Here is a 15,393-nt window from a genome sequence, read left to right as displayed (position 1 = left end):
CGGGCGGGAGCGAGATCAGCTCGGGAGGGCGTAGAGACCGTCCGCCACCGGGTCCACGAGGCCGTCCGCGATCAGTCCGTCCAGGGCGCGCTCGCGCTGGACGGCGTCCGACCACACGACGTCCAGGGCCGGCTTGGCGACCGGGCCGTGCGCGTCGCGCAGGACGGCCAGCAGCCGGCCGCGGCACTGGCGGTCCGTGCCCGCGTAGGTCTGCCCGCGGCGCGGCGGGCCGTCGTAGGCCGGACGTCCCCGCGCCTGCCACTCGCACCTGTCCAGAACAGGACAGTCCACGCAGCGCGGTGAGCGGGCCGTGCAGACCAGCGCGCCCAGCTCCATGATCGCGACCGACCAGCGCGCGGCGGTCGGCGGATCGACCGGAAGGAGGGTTTCGGCCGTGGCGACCTCGGCGCGGGTCTGCGACTTCGGCGGGAACTCCACGCCGTCGATCATCCGCGCCAGGACGCGCCGGACGTTGGTGTCCAGCACCGCGTGCCGCTGCCGGAAGGCGAAGCTCGCGACCGCCGCCGCGGTGTAGGAGCCGATTCCGGGCAGGTCCAGCAGGTCGGCGTGGGAGTCCGGAACCTCGCCGCCGTGCCGCTCGACGATCGCCTGCGCCGCCGCGTGCAGCCGCAGCGCGCGGCGCGGGTAGCCGAGCCGTCCCCACGCCCGGACCGCCTCCCCGGACGGCTCGGCCGCCAGGTCGGCGGGCGCCGGCCAGCGCTCCAGCCAGGCGTGCCAGACGGGCAGCACGCGGACGACGGGCGTCTGCTGCAACATGATCTCGCTGACCAGGACGCCCCAGGGGGTCGCGTCCGGGGACCGCCACGGCAGGTCCCGGGCGTGCGTTTCGTACCAGGCGAGGATCGGATCGGTGAACTTCCGCATGACGAGGTGCATTGTGGCACGGCGGGTCGCCACGTCCCGGACGATCCGCAAATGCATACTGTGTGCATGGACGCGGATACCGAACGTGATCCAGAGGAATGGGAGGCGGACCGGTACTGGCGCCGCCGCGCGATCGCGCTGGCCGGGGTGCTGGGCGTGGTCGGGCTCGCCGCCTGGGCTTGCGGCGCGCTCACCGGCGGTAACGGGGACGTCCGGAAACAGGGCGTGGAGAGCGTGGCCGGAATCGGCTCCGCCGTGCCCACATCGGTCGCGACCTCCCCGCCCGCTCCCACGCCGACGGTCACCGTCACCACGACCGCGAAGATCACCATCTCTCCCACCGCGAGGCCGAGGCCCGGCGACGCCTGCGACCCGCGCGACGTCGTGGTGAACCTCGCCTCCACCCGCGACACCTTCGCGGGCGGCGCCCGTCCGACGTTCCGGCTGACCGCGGTCAACACCGGGCAGCGCGCCTGCACCTACGACGTCGGCCCGGGCAACCTGGACGTCCGCATCACCTCCGGCGCCGACCGGGTGTGGGCGGCGTCGGCGTGCGCGACCGGTTCCGGGTCGTCCGTCCACATGCTGAAACGCGGAATTCCGTACGTGACGATGCTGAGCTGGGACCGCCGCCGCTCCGGCGACGACTGCAAGGGCGCGCGGGACAAGGCCATGCCGGGCACTTACGTCGCGTCCGTGAAGGGCGACCAGGTCAGGACCGGAAAGCAGATCTTCCACCTGCGCTGAGCCGACCGGCCGCGGATTGGACCTCTGGAACGGGTCGTGGTTGGCCCTGTCCGCCGGACCGCTGCGGCGGCAGGCTGGCCCCGACCGACATTCCACACGGACGGGGGACCATGTACTTCCAGCACGCGCCGCGACTCTGGGACGAGCACCCGGACCTGGTCGCCGGGACCGTCGTCGTCACGGACGGCATCACGCCGGACGCCGACGTCCGCGCCCGCGTCGCCGACTTCACCGCCGTGGCCCTGGCCCGCCTGGCGGACGAGGGCACGGAGGCCGAGCTCCCCGAGATCAGGGCGTGGCGCCGGACGTTCGCGGCGATGGGCCTCAAGCCGACGCAGTACCGCTGCGCGTCGGAGGCGCTGTTGCGGCGCGTCCGCAAAGAGGGTTCGCTGCCCTCGATCCATCCGCTCGTGGACCTGTGCAACGCGGTCTCGGCGGCGTTCGCGATCCCGGTCGCCGCGCTCGACCTCGCGGCGGTGACCGGCGGCCTCACGGTCGGCCCCGCGGACGGCACGGAGGAGTACGAGACCTTCGGCGGCGAGATCGAGCACCCCGTGCCCGGCGAGGTCACCTACGCCGACGAGGCGGGCCGCGCGCACGCCCGCCGCTGGACGAACCGGCAGAGCGGCCGCTCCGCCGTCCGCCCGGCGACCCGGTCGGTCCTGATCGTCGCCGAGGCCATGCACGAGACGGCGGTATCGGATGTTCCGAAACTGGTCGCCACGCTCGCCGACGAGATCGCGTCCCTCTGGCCCGTCAGCCCCACGACGGCACGCGTCACCGCGTCCGCCCCGCGCCTCGACTTCTGACGAGCCGCCCTTCCGCCCCGTCCGGAAACGGCCGGTTCAGGTGACCCGTTAGACGTACCGTTCCAGGATCGAGGACTCGGCCAGGCGCGACAGCCCCTCCCGGACGCTGCGGGCCCGGGACTCGCCGACTCCGCCGACGGCCTGGAGGTCGTCGATCGAGGCGGCGAGGAGCTTCTGCAGGCCGCCGAAGTGCTCGACCAGCCGCTCGACGACCAGGCTCGGCAGGCGCGGGACCTTGGCGAGCAGCCGGAAGCCCTTGGGGGAGACGGGCAGGTCGAGCGCGTCCGGCCCGGCGAAGCCCATCACCTCGGCGACCGTGGTGAGGTCGAGCAGCTCGTTCGCCGACAGGACGTCCAGGTTCGCCAGCACCGTCTCGACGCCGACCGCGCGCGCCTCGGCGGACGGGTAGTCGCGGACGATCAGCTCGCGGTCCACGTCCACGCCGGAGACCAGCTCGTCGAGCTGGAGTGAGAGCAGCCGGCCGTCGGTGCCGAGCTCGACGACGTAGCCCTCGATCTCGTCGGCGATGCGGCGGACCATCTCCAGCCGCTGCACCACGGCCGACACGTCCCGGACGGTGACCAGGTCCTCGATCTCGAGGGCGGACAGCGTGCCGGACACCTCGTCCAGCCGCAGCTTGTACCGTTCGAGCGTCGCGAGGGCCTGGTTGGCCTTGGACAGGATGGCCGCCGAGTCCTCCAGGACGTAGCGGATCCCGTCCAGGTAGAGCGCGATGATGTTCATCGACTGGCTCACCGAGATCACCGGATGGCCGGTCTGCCGCGCGACCCGCTCGGCCGTGCGGTGCCGGGTGCCGGACTCCTCGGTCGGGATGGTGGAGTCGGGCACCAGGTGCACGGCGGCGCGGACGATCCGGTCGCGGGTGTCGTCCAGCACGATCGCGCCGTCCATCTTGGCCAGCTCGCGCAGCCGGGTGGCGGAGAACTCCACGTCCAGCTCGAAGCCGCCGGTGCAGATCTCCCGCACCAGCGTGTCGTAGCCGAGCACGATCAGGCCGCCCGTGTGGCCGCGCAGGATGCGCTCCAGGCCGTCCCGGATCTGGGTGCCCGGGGCCACCGCGGCGAGCGTGGCACGGCGTCGTTCGTCATGACCCTTGTCGATTGCTGGCACCTGGCCCCCGGAGGTCGCTTACCGGCGTCAGTTTACCGACGGCGCCGCGCGGGCGGCTCCTCCCCTGGTCGGAAGCGTGACGCGGATGGTACTGGTCGGTGAGGCGGAGCTGTCAGGGCGCGGTGAAGGACACCTGGAGCGCCTGGGTCAGGCTGTCCACCTCCATCACCTTCATACCCTCGAAATCGCTCAGCTGGGGATCGGCGCGCCTGAGCGGCGACCCGTCGCCGAGCTCCAGCGAGCCGCGCGGCACCACCGCGTGCCGGAACCCGAGCCGCGCCGCCTCGGCCAGCCGCCGCTGGACGCCCGGCACCACGCGCACCTCGCCCGCGAGCCCGACCTCGCCGAGCGCGATCAGGGTCTGCGAGAGCGGCTGCTCGACGGTGGACCCGGCGACCGCGAGGGCCATCGCGAGGTCGACCGACGTCTCGGTCAGCCGGACGCCGCCGACCGTGGAGACGTACACGTCCTGCTCGTGCATGGAGATCTTGCAGCGCTGGGCGAGGACGGCCAGCACCATCGCGACGCGCGAGGCGTCCAGCCCCGAGTGCGCGCGGCGCGGGGACGGCAGGTGCGACTTGGCCACCAGCGCCTGCACCTCCGCGACCAGCGGACGCCGCCCCTCCAGCGTCACCGTCACGCACGTGCCCGGCACCGGCTCCTCGCGCCGGGTCAGGAACAGCCCGGACGGGTCGGGCAGCCCGACCAGGCCGACCTCGGACAGGTCGAAGCAGCCCAGCTCGTCCGTCGGGCCGTACCGGTTCTTGACGGCGCGGATCATCCGCAGCCGGCTGTGCCGGTCGCCCTCGAAGTACAGGACGACGTCGACCAGGTGCTCCAGCAGGCGCGGCCCGGCGATCGCGCCCTCCTTGGTGACGTGCCCGACCAGCACGACCGTGATGCCGCGCTCCTTGGCGACGCGGATCAGGTTCGCCGCGACCTCGCGGATCTGGGTGACGCCGCCGGGCGCGCCGTCCACCTCGGACGTCCCGATCGTCTGGATCGAGTCGACGACCAGGAGCACCGGCTCGACCGCGTCGATGTGCCCGAGGATGGCCGACAGCTCGGTCTCGGCGGCCAGGTACAGGTCGTCGGTGATCGCCCCGACCCGGTCGGCGCGCAGCCGCACCTGCTCGGCCGACTCCTCGCCGGTCACGTACAGCACGGGCGTCCGCTCGCGCGCCTCGCCGTCCGAACCGCTCGCCCCGCTCGCCCCGCTCGCCCCGCTCGCCCCGCTCGCCCCGCTCGCCCCGCTCGCCCCGCTCGCCCCGCTCGCCCCGCTCGCCCCGCTCGCGCCGCTCGCCCCGCTCGCCCCGCTCGCGCCGCTCGCCCCGCTCGCCCCGTTCGTCCCGGCGCGGACGGGCGCCAGCGGATCCTGGGCCGACCCCTTGCCGGTACGGGCCTGCGGCGGGACGGACGCCAGCGCAGGAGCCGACGCGAGCGCCGCCACCTCCAGCAGCAGCGTGGACTTCCCGATGCCCGGCTCGCCCGCCAGCAGCAGCACCGCCCCCGGCACGATGCCGCCGCCGAGTACCCGGTCGAGCTCGTCCAGGCCGGTGGCGCGGGCCTGCGCGGACCGCACGTCCACCTGCCCGATCGGACGCGCCGGAGCCGACACCGGCCCCGCCGAGACGATCCGCGCGGGCGTCGCGGACGCGGCCTCGACGATCGAGCCCCACGCCTGGCACTCGCCGCACCGCCCCACCCACTTGGACGTCTGCCAGCCGCACTCGGAGCAGTGGTAGGCCGCCCGCGCCGTCTTCGCCTTCGCCATGCGCCGAAGGTTACGGCCCGCCACCGACAGCGGACCCGCACCCATCCCCGATGGCCAGACTTTCGTCACTTTACGTGTCCGGATGATGACGGAACGCAGTCAATCGCCCTACGGTGGCCACCTGAAACCCTCTGGCCCCCCTGCGAAAGGAACCGGCACATGCGCAGACTCGCGACCGTCCTCGCCCTGGCGATCACCGCCGCCACGCCCCTGCCAGCCGCCCGGGCGGACCGTCCGGCCAGCCGCTACGCGGCCCTCGGCGACTCCTTCACCGCCGGCCCGATGATCCCCAACCGGCATGGCATGGCCGGCTGCCTGCGCTCCGACCACAACTACCCGTCACTGGTCGCCAAGGCCCTGAAGGCCCGCCTCAGCGACGCGAGCTGCACGGGCGCCGAGACGGCCGACATGACCCGGCCGCAGCGCACCGCGGTCGGCACGAACCCGCCCCAGCTCGACTCCGTCACCGCCGGCACCACCCTGGTGACCCTGGGCATCGGCGGCAACGACGTCGGCTTCAGCAAGATCGTGCTCACCTGCGGCGCGCTGAGCCTGATGTCGCCCAAGGGCGCCCCGTGCGCCACCCGCTACGGCAACGACCTGGACAAGCGCATCCAGGAGACCGCCCCGAAGGTCGCGTCCGTCCTCCGCCAGATCCACAAGAAGGCCCCGCACGCCCGCGTCCTGCTGGTCGGCTACATGCGCCTGCTCCCGGACGCCAACGGCTGCTGGCCGGAGATCCCCATCGCCACCGGCGACGTCCCCTTCCTGAACACCACCGAACGCAAGATGAACGCGATGCTCGCCAAGACCGCCGCCGCCAACGGCGCGACCTTCGTCGACACCTACGCGAGGACCGAGGGCCACGACGTCTGCGCCCCCCTCACCGCCCGCTGGGTGGAAGGCCTGCTGCCCTCCCACCCGGCCGCCCCGGCCCACCCGAACGCCGTCGGCATGCAACAGATCGCCACCCGCGTCCTCGCGGCTCTCAAGGCGTCCAAGGACGCTTGAAGAGCGCCCGGAAGGAAGCCCGGAACCGGGAAATCCGGAATCGGGACGCCCGGAACCGGGACGCCCGGAACCGGGAGGCTCGCGACCGGAGAGCACCGGCCCGGGAGGCTCGGAACGCATCACCGGCGGCGGGGCGGCCCTCAGAGACCGAGGGTTTTGCGGGTTCGGGCTATCAGGTCGCCGAGGTGGTCGGAGACGGCGCTGGGGCGTTCGAGCATGGCCATGTGGCCGACGCTCGGGATGACCTCGAGGCGGGCGCCGGGAATGAGGTCGGCGAGCTTCAGGGAGTGGGCGACGGGGGTGAGGACGTCGTTCTCGGCGCCGACGACGAGGGTGTCGATCTTGGCGAGGTGCGTGCACTCGGAGATGACGTCGTGCGTGATCATCGAGTGGAAGAAGTCGATGAGGGCGTCCATGCGGGTGTCGGCGGCCATCTGCTCGGCGAAGGCGACGGCCGAGGGGCTCGCGCCGGGGCCGAAGGCGGCGTAGTCCTCGAAGAGCAGCACGCCGTCGCGGCCGAGGTGGCGGACCTTCTCGATGAACGACGAGCTCGCGCCGACCATGCGGAGCGCGCGCGGGGCCGTGCGCTGGGCGAACCGGGCGAGCAGGGCGGGCATGCCGAGGGTGACTTCGCCGAGGCCGCCGGACGAGGTGTTGAGCAGGGCCGCGGCGACGACGCGGTCGTCGAGCAGGTGCGGGTACTCGTCGGCGAAGCGCTGGATCGTCATGCCGCCCATGGAGTGGCCGACCAGGACCACCGGGGTGCCCTCGGGGACGGTGTGCTCGATCACGTCGGCGAGGTCGTGGGCGAGGCGGGGCAGGCCGTAGTCGTCGCGGGCGCCGCCGTCGGAGCGGCCGTGGCCGCGCTGGTCCCAGAAGACGAGGCGGCCGAGGCCGCGCAGGGCGCGGCGCTGGAAGTGCCAGGAGTCCTGGGTGAGGGTCCAGCCGTGCGAGAAGACGATCGCGAGGTCGGTGCGGTCGTCGCCGTCCACCTCGGCGTACAGCCGGGTGCCGTCGGACGCGCGGACCGGGACGGGCCGGCCGCGCAGGGACCCGAAGGGCTCGGACGCGTAGGGGTCCGGGCGGAGCTTGAGGCGGCGGACGGCGCGGCGCTGCGCGGCGATCCCGGCACCGCCCAGCAGCGCGACGGAGCCCGCGCCGACGGCGGTCGCGGTGAGGGTGTTGCTGACGCTCATCGGTCTCCCTGGGGGCGGAGGGGGCGGCGGGCCGGGACCAATTGTTGTATACGGCGTCCAGTAGACGGAAGTGGTTGTGACCTACCAGTCAGTCAGTTGTGCCGCCACCACAGGTTCACCGCGTAGTCCACGGTGAGGCCCCGGTGCTCGCGCTCGAACTCGGCGGCGAGCCGCTCGGGGAACTCGATCCGCAGGACGGCCGAGAGGTCGGCGCGGTTCTCGAACTCCCAGCGGATCATCAGCGGCTCGCGCTGGAAGCCCCGGCGCGTCCAGAACCGCTCGACGGCGGCCGGGTCGTAGGACGGCAGGCCGCGCCGGAACCACCCGCCGAACGTCGAGCGGGTCGCGTCGTTGTCGACGATGAAGACCGTCCCGCCGCGCCGGACGACCCGGTCGAGCTCGGCGAGGCCCGGCTCGCAGCCGGGCCCGAAGAAGTACGCCCACCGGACGTGGACGACGTCGACGGACGCGTCCGGAAGCGGCAACGCCTGGGCGGCCCCGACACGGACCGTGACGTCCGGCAGGTCGCGGACGCGCCGGCGCGCGGCGGCGGCGAGGCCCGCATGCGGCTCCACGCCGACCACGCGGGCCGCCTCCGCGGCGAATCGCGGCAGGTGGAAGCCGGTGCCGCAGCCCAGGTCGAGCACCGTGCGGCCGGCCCAGGGCGCGATCGACCGCATCGCCGCCTCGATCGTCCCGTCCGGGTCCACGGCGCGGTTCTCGATCTCGTAGACCGACGGCGAGTTCCAGATGTTGGGGCTGGGCACGGCGCCCGGTGCGATCTCGACCACGGGAGCAGAGGGTAGTCACCCGGGATGCCGGGAAACGCGGTTCGCGTCACACCGAGGGTTGAGGGCGCGCCGCGGGCGCATAGGCTTGCGGCGAACGCACCCGGCGGCGCCCGTCGCCCGCCGTCCGGGGACCTTCCGTGCGAACCGAGACGGCGAGGGAGCCTTGACCCCGCAGCACAACGGCACCGCATCTCCGGCGATCCGCGTCCCCGACGCGCCGATCACGCTGTCCACCGCGTCGGTGTACCCCGAGAAGGTGCCGAGCGCCTTCGAGATCGCCGCGATGCTCGGCTACGACGGCGTCGAGGTGATGGTGTCGACCGACGCGTCCTCGCAGGACCTGAACGTCCTGCGCCGCCTGTCGGACTACCACCAGGTGCCGATCAGGTCGATCCACGCGCCCTGCCTGCTGCTCACGCAGCGGGTCTGGGGGCGCGAGCCGTGGGGCAAGCTCATCCGCTCCAAGGACGTCGCCGAGGAGCTCGGCGCGGACGTCGTGGTCGTGCACCCGCCGTTCCGCTGGCAGCGCGAGTACGCCCGCGACTTCATCGAGGGCCTGGCCCGGATGCAGGACGAGACCGACGTCCGGTTCGCGGTCGAGAACATGTTCCCGCTGAAGGCGCGCGGCGCGGAGGCGGGCATGTACGCCCCCGACTGGAACCCCGTCGACCAGCCGTACCCGCACGTGACCCTCGACCTGTCGCACACGGCCGTGTCCAAGTCGGACGCCCTCGACATGGCGGTGCAGCTCGGCGACCGGCTGCGGCACGTCCACCTGGCCGACGGCCTCGGCGTCACCAACAAGGACGAGCACCTGGTGCCCGGGCGCGGCAACCAGCCCTGCGGCCCGGTGCTGGAGAAGCTCGCCGAGGACGGTTTCCGGGGGCAGATCGTCCTGGAGGTCAACACGCGCCGCGCGTCCAGCCGGGCCGAGCGCATGGAGGACCTCGCCGAGGCGCTCGCCTTCGCCCGCCTGCACCTGGCCGCCGCCGAGCGCACCTGGGAGGTCAGCTCCAGCGGCGAGGTCACCCCGCGGACCGCCCGATGACCGACCCGTCCACCCGCGAGACGACCGAGGAGCCCGCCGCGTCTCCCCGCGAGACGGCCGGGGAGCCTGCCGCGTCTTCCCGCGGGACGACCGAGGGGCCTGGTGCGGCCAACGGCGCGGTCGAGGCGGGGCGGCGGGGGCCGGGACGCCCCGCCGGGCGGACCGACACGCGCGAGCAGATCCTCGCCGCCGCCCGCGAGATGTTCGCCGACAAGGGCTTCGACGGCGCGTCGCTGCGCGGGATCGCGCGCGCGGCCGGGGTCGATCCGGCGCTCGTGCACCACTACTTCGGCAGCAAGGAGGGCGTGTTCGTCGCGGCGATGCGCTTTCCGGTGAACCCGGCCGAGCTGCTGCCGCGCGTCCTCACGGGTGATCCCGGCCGGCTCGGCGAGCAGCTCGCCCGCGTGTTCATGGGCATCTGGGAGGACCCGGAGAAGCGCGCGCCGATCCTCGCCATGCTGCGCACCGCGATGACCAACGAGCGGGCCGCCAGGCTGATGCGCGAGTTCGTCACCTCCGCGATACTCGAACGCGCGGCGGACGTCCGCCGCATCCCGCCGCTGCGGATGCAGGCGGCGGTCGGCCAGCTGATCGGCGTGATGATCATGCGTCACGTCGTCCAGGTGGAGCCGCTGGCCTCCGCCACCCCGGACGAGCTGGTCGAGCTGCTCGCCCCGACCCTCCAGCGCTACCTCGGCGACTGACCCCGGCCGATCCCTCGACGGCCGCTTCCGGTCCTTGACCGGGGTTCCGCGCGGACGTAAATTCAACACATGATGAGTTCTGTGCCGGCCGTCGAGGTGAAGGGCCTCCGGGTCGAACGCGGCGGCAAGCCCGTGCTCCGCGACATCTCGTTCGAGGCGCCGCGCGGATCGGTCCTCGGCCTGATCGGGCCGAGCGGCTGCGGCAAGACGACGCTGATGCGCTGCCTGGTCGGCGTCCAGGTCGTCAAGGGCGGGACGGTGACCGTCCTCGGCGAGCCGGCCGGATCGCGCGGGCTGCGCCGCCGGGTCGGGTACTCGACGCAGACGCCCGCCGTCTACGCCGACCTGTCCGTCCGGGAGAACCTGCGGTACTTCGCCGCCGTCCTCGGCGCGCCCCGCACGGACGTGGACCGCGTCGTCGACGAGGTCGGCCTCGGGAACAACCGCGACCAGGTGGTCGCCACGCTGTCCGGCGGCCAGCTGAGCCGCGCGAACCTGGCGGTGGCGCTGCTCGGCGAACCCGAGCTGCTGGTCCTGGACGAGCCGACCGTGGGCCTCGACCCGGTGCTGCGCGAGGAGCTGTGGGAGCTGTTCCGCGAGCTGTCCGGGAACGGCACGACGCTCGTCGTCTCCAGCCACGTCATGGACGAGGCCGTCCGAACCGACCGGCTGCTGCTGATGCGCGACGGCGAGTTCCTCGCGGACGGCGCGCCCGGCGAGCTCACCGCCCGGACCGGCACCGAGGACCTGGAGGCGGCGTTCCTCCACCTGATCCATCAGCGCGCGGGGAGCCCGGCATGAGCGTCGTCATCACCCTGGCCACGACCAGGCGCATCCTGGCCCAGCTCCGGCACGACCGCCGCACGCTCGCCCTGCTGATCGGCGTGCCGAGCCTGCTGATGATCCTGCTCCGGTACGTGTTCGACGAGCCGGCGCTGTTCGACCGGGTCGGTCCGATGCTGCTCGGCCTGTTCCCCTTCGTGATCATGTTCGTGGTGACCTCGGTCGGCACGCTGCGCGAGCGCACCGGCGGCACGCTCGAACGGCTGATGACCATGCCCACCGGCAAGCTGGACTTCCTGCTCGGCTACGCCCTCGCGTTCGGCCTGCTGTCGCTCGTCCAGGTGGGCGTGGTGCTGCTGATCTCTCTGACCTGGCTCGGCCTGGACCTGTCCGGCTCGGTCTGGTCGCTGGTGCTGGTGTCGGTGCTGGACGCGCTGCTCGGCATGGCGCTCGGGCTGTTCGCCAGCGCGTTCGCGCGCACCGAGTTCCAGGCCGTCCAGTTCATGCCCGCGTTCGTCCTGCCGCAGGTGCTGCTGTGCGGCCTGCTGATCCCGCGGGACGACATGGCGACCTGGCTGCGCGTGATCTCCGACGTCCTGCCGCTGTCCTACGCGGTGGACGCCATGCAGCGCGTCTCGCGCGAGGCGACGTTCTCGTCCTCGCTGCTGTGGGACGTGCTGATCATCGGGGCGTTCATGGTCGGCGCTCTCGCGCTCGGCGCCGCGACGCTCCGCCGCCGCACCGCCTGACCTCCGCGGCACGATCGGCTCGGCACCGCCGGCGGGCATGGCCCGGCGGGCGGCGGGACGGTTCGGCGGGCGGCGGAACGGTTCGGTGATCGTTCCGCGTTGGTGGGTATGACCCTGCCCGACGCGGGACGGAACGGACGCCGTCCCGCTCACCGGAAGGATGGACCGTGCTCCGTCAGGCTCTCCTGGCCGCCTCGCACAGCGGCGCCGCGCGCCGGATCGTGGAGACCGCGCCCGGCACGCGCGGCTTCGTCCGGCGCTTCGTCGCGGGCGAGTCGATCGACGACGCGCTGCGCGTCACCGCCGACATCGCCGGCCAGGGCCTGCTCGTGAGCCTCGACGTCCTGGGCGAGGACACCCACGACACGAACCGGGCGGACGCGAACGCCGACCACTACGCCATGCTGCTCGGCCGCCTCGGCGAGGACGGCCTCGCGGGCTCCGCCGAGGTGTCGCTCAAGCTCAGCGCCGTGGGCCAGGCCCTGGACGAGGACCTCGCGCTCGCCAACGCCCGCCGCGTCTGCGCCGCCGCGCGCGACGCGGGCACCGCCGTCACGCTCGACGCCGAGGACCACGAGACGGTCGACTCGACCCTGCGCGTCCTCGCCGAGCTGCGCCGCGACTTCCCCGACACCGGCATCGCGATCCAGTCCTACCTGCGCCGTTCGGAGGAGTACTGCGCGGAGCTGGCGCACGAGGGCTCGCGCGTCCGGCTGTGCAAGGGCGCCTACCGCGCGCCGGAGTCGGTCGCGTTCACCGACGACGTGGAGATCGACAAGTCGTACGTCCGCTGCATGCGGGTGCTGATGGCGGGCCAGGGCTACCCGATGCTCGCCACGCACGACCCGCGCCTGATCGAGATCGCGGGCGCGCTCGCCTCGCTGCACGACCGCGAGCCGTCCGGGTACGAGTACCAGATGCTGTACGGGATCCGGCCGGGGGAGCAGCGGCGCCTGGCGCGCGAGGGCGCGCGCGTGCGGGTGTACGTGGCGTTCGGCGGCGAGTGGTACCGCTACTTCATGCGCCGCCTCGCCGAGAAGCCCGCCAACCTGGGCTTCCTCTTCCGGTCGGTCGCCTCCAGGTCCTGACCGCGCGCTCGCTAGGCTGGAAGGCGTTTCCCCCCGAAGACGTCCCAGGGCTCAGGTGTGCAGACATGATCGCGATTCTCGGTGCGGGCAAGATGGGCGAGGCGCTGCTGTCCGGCGTGCTCCGGGCCGGACGCCGGCCGGCCGAGCTGCGGGCCACCGCGCGCCGCGAGGAGCGCGCCGCCCTGCTGCGCGAGCGGTACGGGGTCGAGACCGTGCCGAACCGGGAGGCGGCGCGCACCGCCGACGTGCTCGTCCTCGCGGTGAAGCCGCAGGACATGGGCGCGCTGCTGGACGAGATCGGCCCGCACGTGCCCGCCGGCACGCTGGTGGTCTCGATGGCGGCGGGCATCACCACCGGCTACGTCGAGGACCAGCTCGGCGACGGCGTCCCGGTCGTCCGGGTCATGTCGAACACGCCCGTCCACGTGGACGAGGCGATGAGCGTGATCTCGCCCGGCTCGCACGCGGGGGAGGAGCACCTCAAGCTCGCCGAGGAGCTGCTCAGCCCGGTCGGCAAGGTGCTGCGCATCCCCGAGTCCCTGCAGGACGGCGCGACCGCGCTCTCCGGCAGCGGCCCGGCCTACTTCTACTACCTGGTCGAGGCCATGGTGGACGCGGGCATCCTGCTCGGCATGCCGCGCGCCGCCGCGCTGGAGATGGTGATCCAGTCGGCCGTCGGCGCGGCGGTCATGCTGCGCGACTCCGGCGAGCACCCCGTCCTGCTGCGCGAGGCCGTCACCTCGCCGGGCGGGACGACCATCGCCGCGATCCGCGAGCTGGAGAAGCACGGCGTCCGGGCCGCGGTCCTGGAGGCGATCGAGGCGGCCCGCAACCGCGGCCGGGAACTGGCCGCGGGCTGATTCCGGCCGCGGAGGTCCCGGTGCCCGGGGGGCTCGATGATTGAGCCGTCCGCGGGTGGCGTCCGTGTTAAGGGCATGGGATACGTGCTTCGGGTGCTCGTCGCCGCCGGCCTCGCCGTGGACGCGGTGGTGCACTGGCGATACGCCCCGCAGATGAGGTACGTGCCGGGTGGATCGATCCACGCCGACACGGTGTTCTACGCCCAGGCGGTCGCGGCCGGGGCCGTCGCGCTGCTCGTGCTGGTCCACGCCCGGCGCTGGACGTACGCGCTCGCCTTCCTCGTGGCGGCGAGCGCCGTCGGGGCGCTGCTCCTCTACTACTACGTGGACGTCGGCGCGATCGGCCCGCTGCCGGACATGCACGAGCCGATCTGGTACGCGCAGAAGACCGAGTCGCTGGTGGGCGAGGGGATCGCGGCGCTCGCGGCGCTGGCCGGGTTCCTGACCGTCCGCACGGCTCGTCCGGCGGCGTCGCGGCCCGCGCCCGCCGAACGCGTCCGGTGAGTGAAACGCGTTCGTCGAGCCGACGCGTCCGCTGAGCGAAGGGGTTCCGCTCAGCGGCGGGAGGGGATGCGGCGTGCCGCGCGCTGCGCGCGGCACGCCGCTGGCGCTCGTAGGGAACCTGTGGAAGCGGCGGGGGATCAGGCGACGGCGGACGCCGGGACGGGTTCGGTCGACGTCACGCGGGACACGAACCGGGCGGCCTCGCTCATCGCGGCGCTGGCCTCGGGCAGCACGCGGTTGAGGATCTGGAAGACGTGCATCTGGCCGGTCCAGACCTGGAGCCGGCAGTCCACGTTCGCGGCGGTCAGGACGTCTGCGAACGCCTCGGCCTCGGGACGCAGCACCTCCGCGCCGCCGACCTGGACGAGGAACGGCGGGGCGTCCGCCCACGGGCAGGCGAGCAGCGCGAGCCTCGGGTCGTCGAACCCCGTGCCGCCGACCACCAGGCGCGCGAGCCGCCGGGCCGCGTACGCGCTGATGTACGGGTCGCGCGCGACGCGCTGCTCCTGCGTGGACAGCTCGCACGTCAGGTCCACCCAGGGGGAGAACAGGATGGTCCCGGCGGGGTTCGGCAGGCCGGTGCGCATGATCTCGCCGGTCAGCGACGCGGCGAGGTGGCCGCCCGCCGAGTCCCCGGCGAGGACGATCCCGGACGCGGGCACGCCCCGGTCCAGCAGCCACCGGTACGCGGCGACGGCGTCCTCCAGCGGCGCGGGGAACGGGTGCTCGGGGGCCATCCGGTAGTGCGGGGCCAGGACGGGCAGCCCGGTCTCGACCGCGAGCCGGGACGTGATCGGACGGTGCGTCCTCGGCGAGCACACGACGTACCCGCCGCCGTGCAGGTACAGGATCGCGCCGTCGGCCCGGCGCGTGGCGTCGGCTGCGCGCGTGCCGTCCGCCCGGCGCGTGGCGTCGGCCGCGCGCGTGCTGTCCGCCCGGCGGGTGTCGTCCGGCTTGCGCGCGTCCTTCGCGCGGTGCCTGCCGTCCGGGTCGCGGTGGCCGACCTCGCGGCTGACGACCCACTCGCCGACGACGGGCGGCGCGTCCTCGCCGGTCTCGACGCGCGGATCGACCAGGGGCAGGACGCGGGCGCGCTGGCCCGCGCGCATGAGGAGGGACGCGGCGTCCACGGTGGACCGGGCGGCGCGCAGCCCGGCGGCGTGGCCGGGCACGCGGTGGATGAAGGGACGCAGGCCCAGGTAGAGGGCCTGGGAGAGCGCTCTGCTGCGGATGCTGGGACGGCGGTCGTGGCTCCAGCGCTCCGGATCGGCGGGCGCCGGGGCGGGCACGGGCAGAGGGGTCACCTCCGCCGG

Annotated in this window: 16 protein-coding genes; 10 read left to right on the top strand and 6 right to left on the bottom strand. The window is 73.6% G+C overall.

The features are described from left to right. Positions 1–15 precede the first annotated feature (15 nt). A complete protein-coding gene (locus tag ACFPCY_RS32980; RefSeq protein WP_378261793.1) occupies positions 16–885 on the bottom strand; it encodes an HhH-GPD family protein in 870 nt (289 codons plus the stop codon). A gap of 66 nt (positions 886–951) precedes the next feature. Between ACFPCY_RS32980 and ACFPCY_RS32975 the strand changes: the two genes are divergently transcribed. Together ACFPCY_RS32975 and ACFPCY_RS32970 are read left to right on the top strand one after the other, a co-directional pair. Then, positions 952–1,632 carry a hypothetical protein gene (locus ACFPCY_RS32975; RefSeq protein WP_378261791.1) on the top strand — a complete coding sequence of 227 codons (681 nt, stop codon included), beginning with the start codon at positions 952–954 and terminating at the stop codon, positions 1,630–1,632. A gap of 110 nt (positions 1,633–1,742) precedes the next feature. Then, positions 1,743–2,441 (top strand): B3/B4 domain-containing protein, encoded by a 699-nt coding sequence (locus tag ACFPCY_RS32970; protein WP_378261789.1) that lies wholly within the window; start codon positions 1,743–1,745, stop codon positions 2,439–2,441. Between the two features lie 48 nt (positions 2,442–2,489). Here ACFPCY_RS32970 and disA read toward each other — a convergent pair whose 3' ends face one another. Together disA and radA are read right to left on the bottom strand one after the other, a co-directional pair. Then, positions 2,490–3,572, bottom strand: coding sequence for a DNA integrity scanning diadenylate cyclase DisA (gene disA, locus ACFPCY_RS32965; protein ID WP_378261787.1), 1,083 nt, complete (start codon positions 3,570–3,572; stop codon positions 2,490–2,492). Between the two features lie 112 nt (positions 3,573–3,684). Continuing rightward, a complete protein-coding gene (radA, locus tag ACFPCY_RS32960; RefSeq protein ID WP_378261785.1) occupies positions 3,685–5,346 on the bottom strand; it encodes a DNA repair protein RadA in 1,662 nt (553 codons plus the stop codon). Between the two features lie 159 nt (positions 5,347–5,505). Here radA and ACFPCY_RS32955 point away from each other — a divergent pair, with 159 nt between their 5' ends. After that, positions 5,506–6,357 (top strand): SGNH/GDSL hydrolase family protein, encoded by an 852-nt coding sequence (locus tag ACFPCY_RS32955; RefSeq protein ID WP_378261783.1) that lies wholly within the window; start codon positions 5,506–5,508, stop codon positions 6,355–6,357. Between the two features lie 140 nt (positions 6,358–6,497). Here ACFPCY_RS32955 and ACFPCY_RS32950 read toward each other — a convergent pair whose 3' ends face one another. Next, positions 6,498–7,553, bottom strand: a complete 1,056-nt coding sequence (locus ACFPCY_RS32950) for an alpha/beta fold hydrolase (RefSeq protein ID WP_378261781.1) — start codon at positions 7,551–7,553, stop codon at positions 6,498–6,500. Positions 7,554–7,645: 92 nt separating this feature from the next. Next, positions 7,646–8,344 carry a class I SAM-dependent methyltransferase gene (locus tag ACFPCY_RS32945; protein ID WP_378261779.1) on the bottom strand — a complete coding sequence of 233 codons (699 nt, stop codon included), beginning with the start codon at positions 8,342–8,344 and terminating at the stop codon, positions 7,646–7,648. Between the two features lie 163 nt (positions 8,345–8,507). Here ACFPCY_RS32945 and ACFPCY_RS32940 point away from each other — a divergent pair, with 163 nt between their 5' ends. From ACFPCY_RS32940 to ACFPCY_RS32910, 7 genes are all read left to right on the top strand, one after another. Next, positions 8,508–9,392: a sugar phosphate isomerase/epimerase family protein gene (locus tag ACFPCY_RS32940; RefSeq protein ID WP_378261777.1), complete on the top strand. Its 885-nt coding sequence runs from the start codon at positions 8,508–8,510 to the stop codon at positions 9,390–9,392. Further along, positions 9,389–10,096 carry a TetR/AcrR family transcriptional regulator gene (locus ACFPCY_RS32935; protein ID WP_378261775.1) on the top strand — a complete coding sequence of 236 codons (708 nt, stop codon included), beginning with the start codon at positions 9,389–9,391 and terminating at the stop codon, positions 10,094–10,096. The genes ACFPCY_RS32940 and ACFPCY_RS32935 overlap by 4 nt, the downstream gene beginning before the upstream one ends. Positions 10,097–10,165: 69 nt before the next feature. Next, positions 10,166–10,897: an ABC transporter ATP-binding protein gene (locus tag ACFPCY_RS32930; protein WP_378261773.1), complete on the top strand. Its 732-nt coding sequence runs from the start codon at positions 10,166–10,168 to the stop codon at positions 10,895–10,897. Continuing rightward, positions 10,894–11,628 (top strand): ABC transporter permease, encoded by a 735-nt coding sequence (locus ACFPCY_RS32925; RefSeq protein ID WP_378261771.1) that lies wholly within the window; start codon positions 10,894–10,896, stop codon positions 11,626–11,628. Before ACFPCY_RS32930 ends, ACFPCY_RS32925 begins: the two co-directional genes overlap by 4 nt. A 167-nt stretch (positions 11,629–11,795) precedes the next feature. Beyond that, positions 11,796–12,716: a proline dehydrogenase family protein gene (locus ACFPCY_RS32920; protein WP_378261769.1), complete on the top strand. Its 921-nt coding sequence runs from the start codon at positions 11,796–11,798 to the stop codon at positions 12,714–12,716. Positions 12,717–12,781: 65 nt separating this feature from the next. Beyond that, positions 12,782–13,576 carry a pyrroline-5-carboxylate reductase gene (proC, locus tag ACFPCY_RS32915; RefSeq protein ID WP_378261767.1) on the top strand — a complete coding sequence of 265 codons (795 nt, stop codon included), beginning with the start codon at positions 12,782–12,784 and terminating at the stop codon, positions 13,574–13,576. 75 nt (positions 13,577–13,651) lie between these two features. Continuing rightward, positions 13,652–14,080: a hypothetical protein gene (locus tag ACFPCY_RS32910; protein ID WP_378261765.1), complete on the top strand. Its 429-nt coding sequence runs from the start codon at positions 13,652–13,654 to the stop codon at positions 14,078–14,080. A 137-nt stretch (positions 14,081–14,217) separates the two neighbouring features. Here ACFPCY_RS32910 and ACFPCY_RS32905 read toward each other — a convergent pair whose 3' ends face one another. After that, on the bottom strand, positions 14,218–15,369 hold the full coding sequence (locus tag ACFPCY_RS32905) for an alpha/beta hydrolase (protein WP_378261763.1): 1,152 nt from the start codon (positions 15,367–15,369) through the stop codon (positions 14,218–14,220). Between the last annotated feature and the right edge of the window lie 24 nt (positions 15,370–15,393).

Source organism: Actinomadura gamaensis (assembly GCF_042652125.1).
In the GTDB taxonomy this organism is placed as follows: Bacteria; Actinomycetota; Actinomycetes; order Streptosporangiales; family Streptosporangiaceae; genus Spirillospora; species Spirillospora gamaensis.
The sequence above is the reverse complement of the archived record's forward strand: the minus strand, read 5'-3'. Positions and strand labels throughout refer to the sequence as shown.

Coding starts and splice junctions, on each gene's coding strand:
- ACFPCY_RS32980 (WP_378261793.1), bottom strand. CDS start 885: ATGCGGAAGTTCACCGATCCGATCCTCGCCTGGTACGAAACGCACGCC.
- ACFPCY_RS32975 (WP_378261791.1), top strand. CDS start 952: ATGGACGCGGATACCGAACGTGATCCAGAGGAATGGGAGGCGGACCGG.
- ACFPCY_RS32970 (WP_378261789.1), top strand. CDS start 1,743: ATGTACTTCCAGCACGCGCCGCGACTCTGGGACGAGCACCCGGACCTG.
- radA (WP_378261785.1), bottom strand. CDS start 5,346: ATGGCGAAGGCGAAGACGGCGCGGGCGGCCTACCACTGCTCCGAGTGC.
- ACFPCY_RS32955 (WP_378261783.1), top strand. CDS start 5,506: ATGCGCAGACTCGCGACCGTCCTCGCCCTGGCGATCACCGCCGCCACG.
- ACFPCY_RS32950 (WP_378261781.1), bottom strand. CDS start 7,553: ATGAGCGTCAGCAACACCCTCACCGCGACCGCCGTCGGCGCGGGCTCC.
- ACFPCY_RS32935 (WP_378261775.1), top strand. CDS start 9,389: ATGACCGACCCGTCCACCCGCGAGACGACCGAGGAGCCCGCCGCGTCT.
- ACFPCY_RS32930 (WP_378261773.1), top strand. CDS start 10,166: ATGATGAGTTCTGTGCCGGCCGTCGAGGTGAAGGGCCTCCGGGTCGAA.
- ACFPCY_RS32925 (WP_378261771.1), top strand. CDS start 10,894: ATGAGCGTCGTCATCACCCTGGCCACGACCAGGCGCATCCTGGCCCAG.
- proC (WP_378261767.1), top strand. CDS start 12,782: ATGATCGCGATTCTCGGTGCGGGCAAGATGGGCGAGGCGCTGCTGTCC.
- ACFPCY_RS32910 (WP_378261765.1), top strand. CDS start 13,652: ATGGGATACGTGCTTCGGGTGCTCGTCGCCGCCGGCCTCGCCGTGGAC.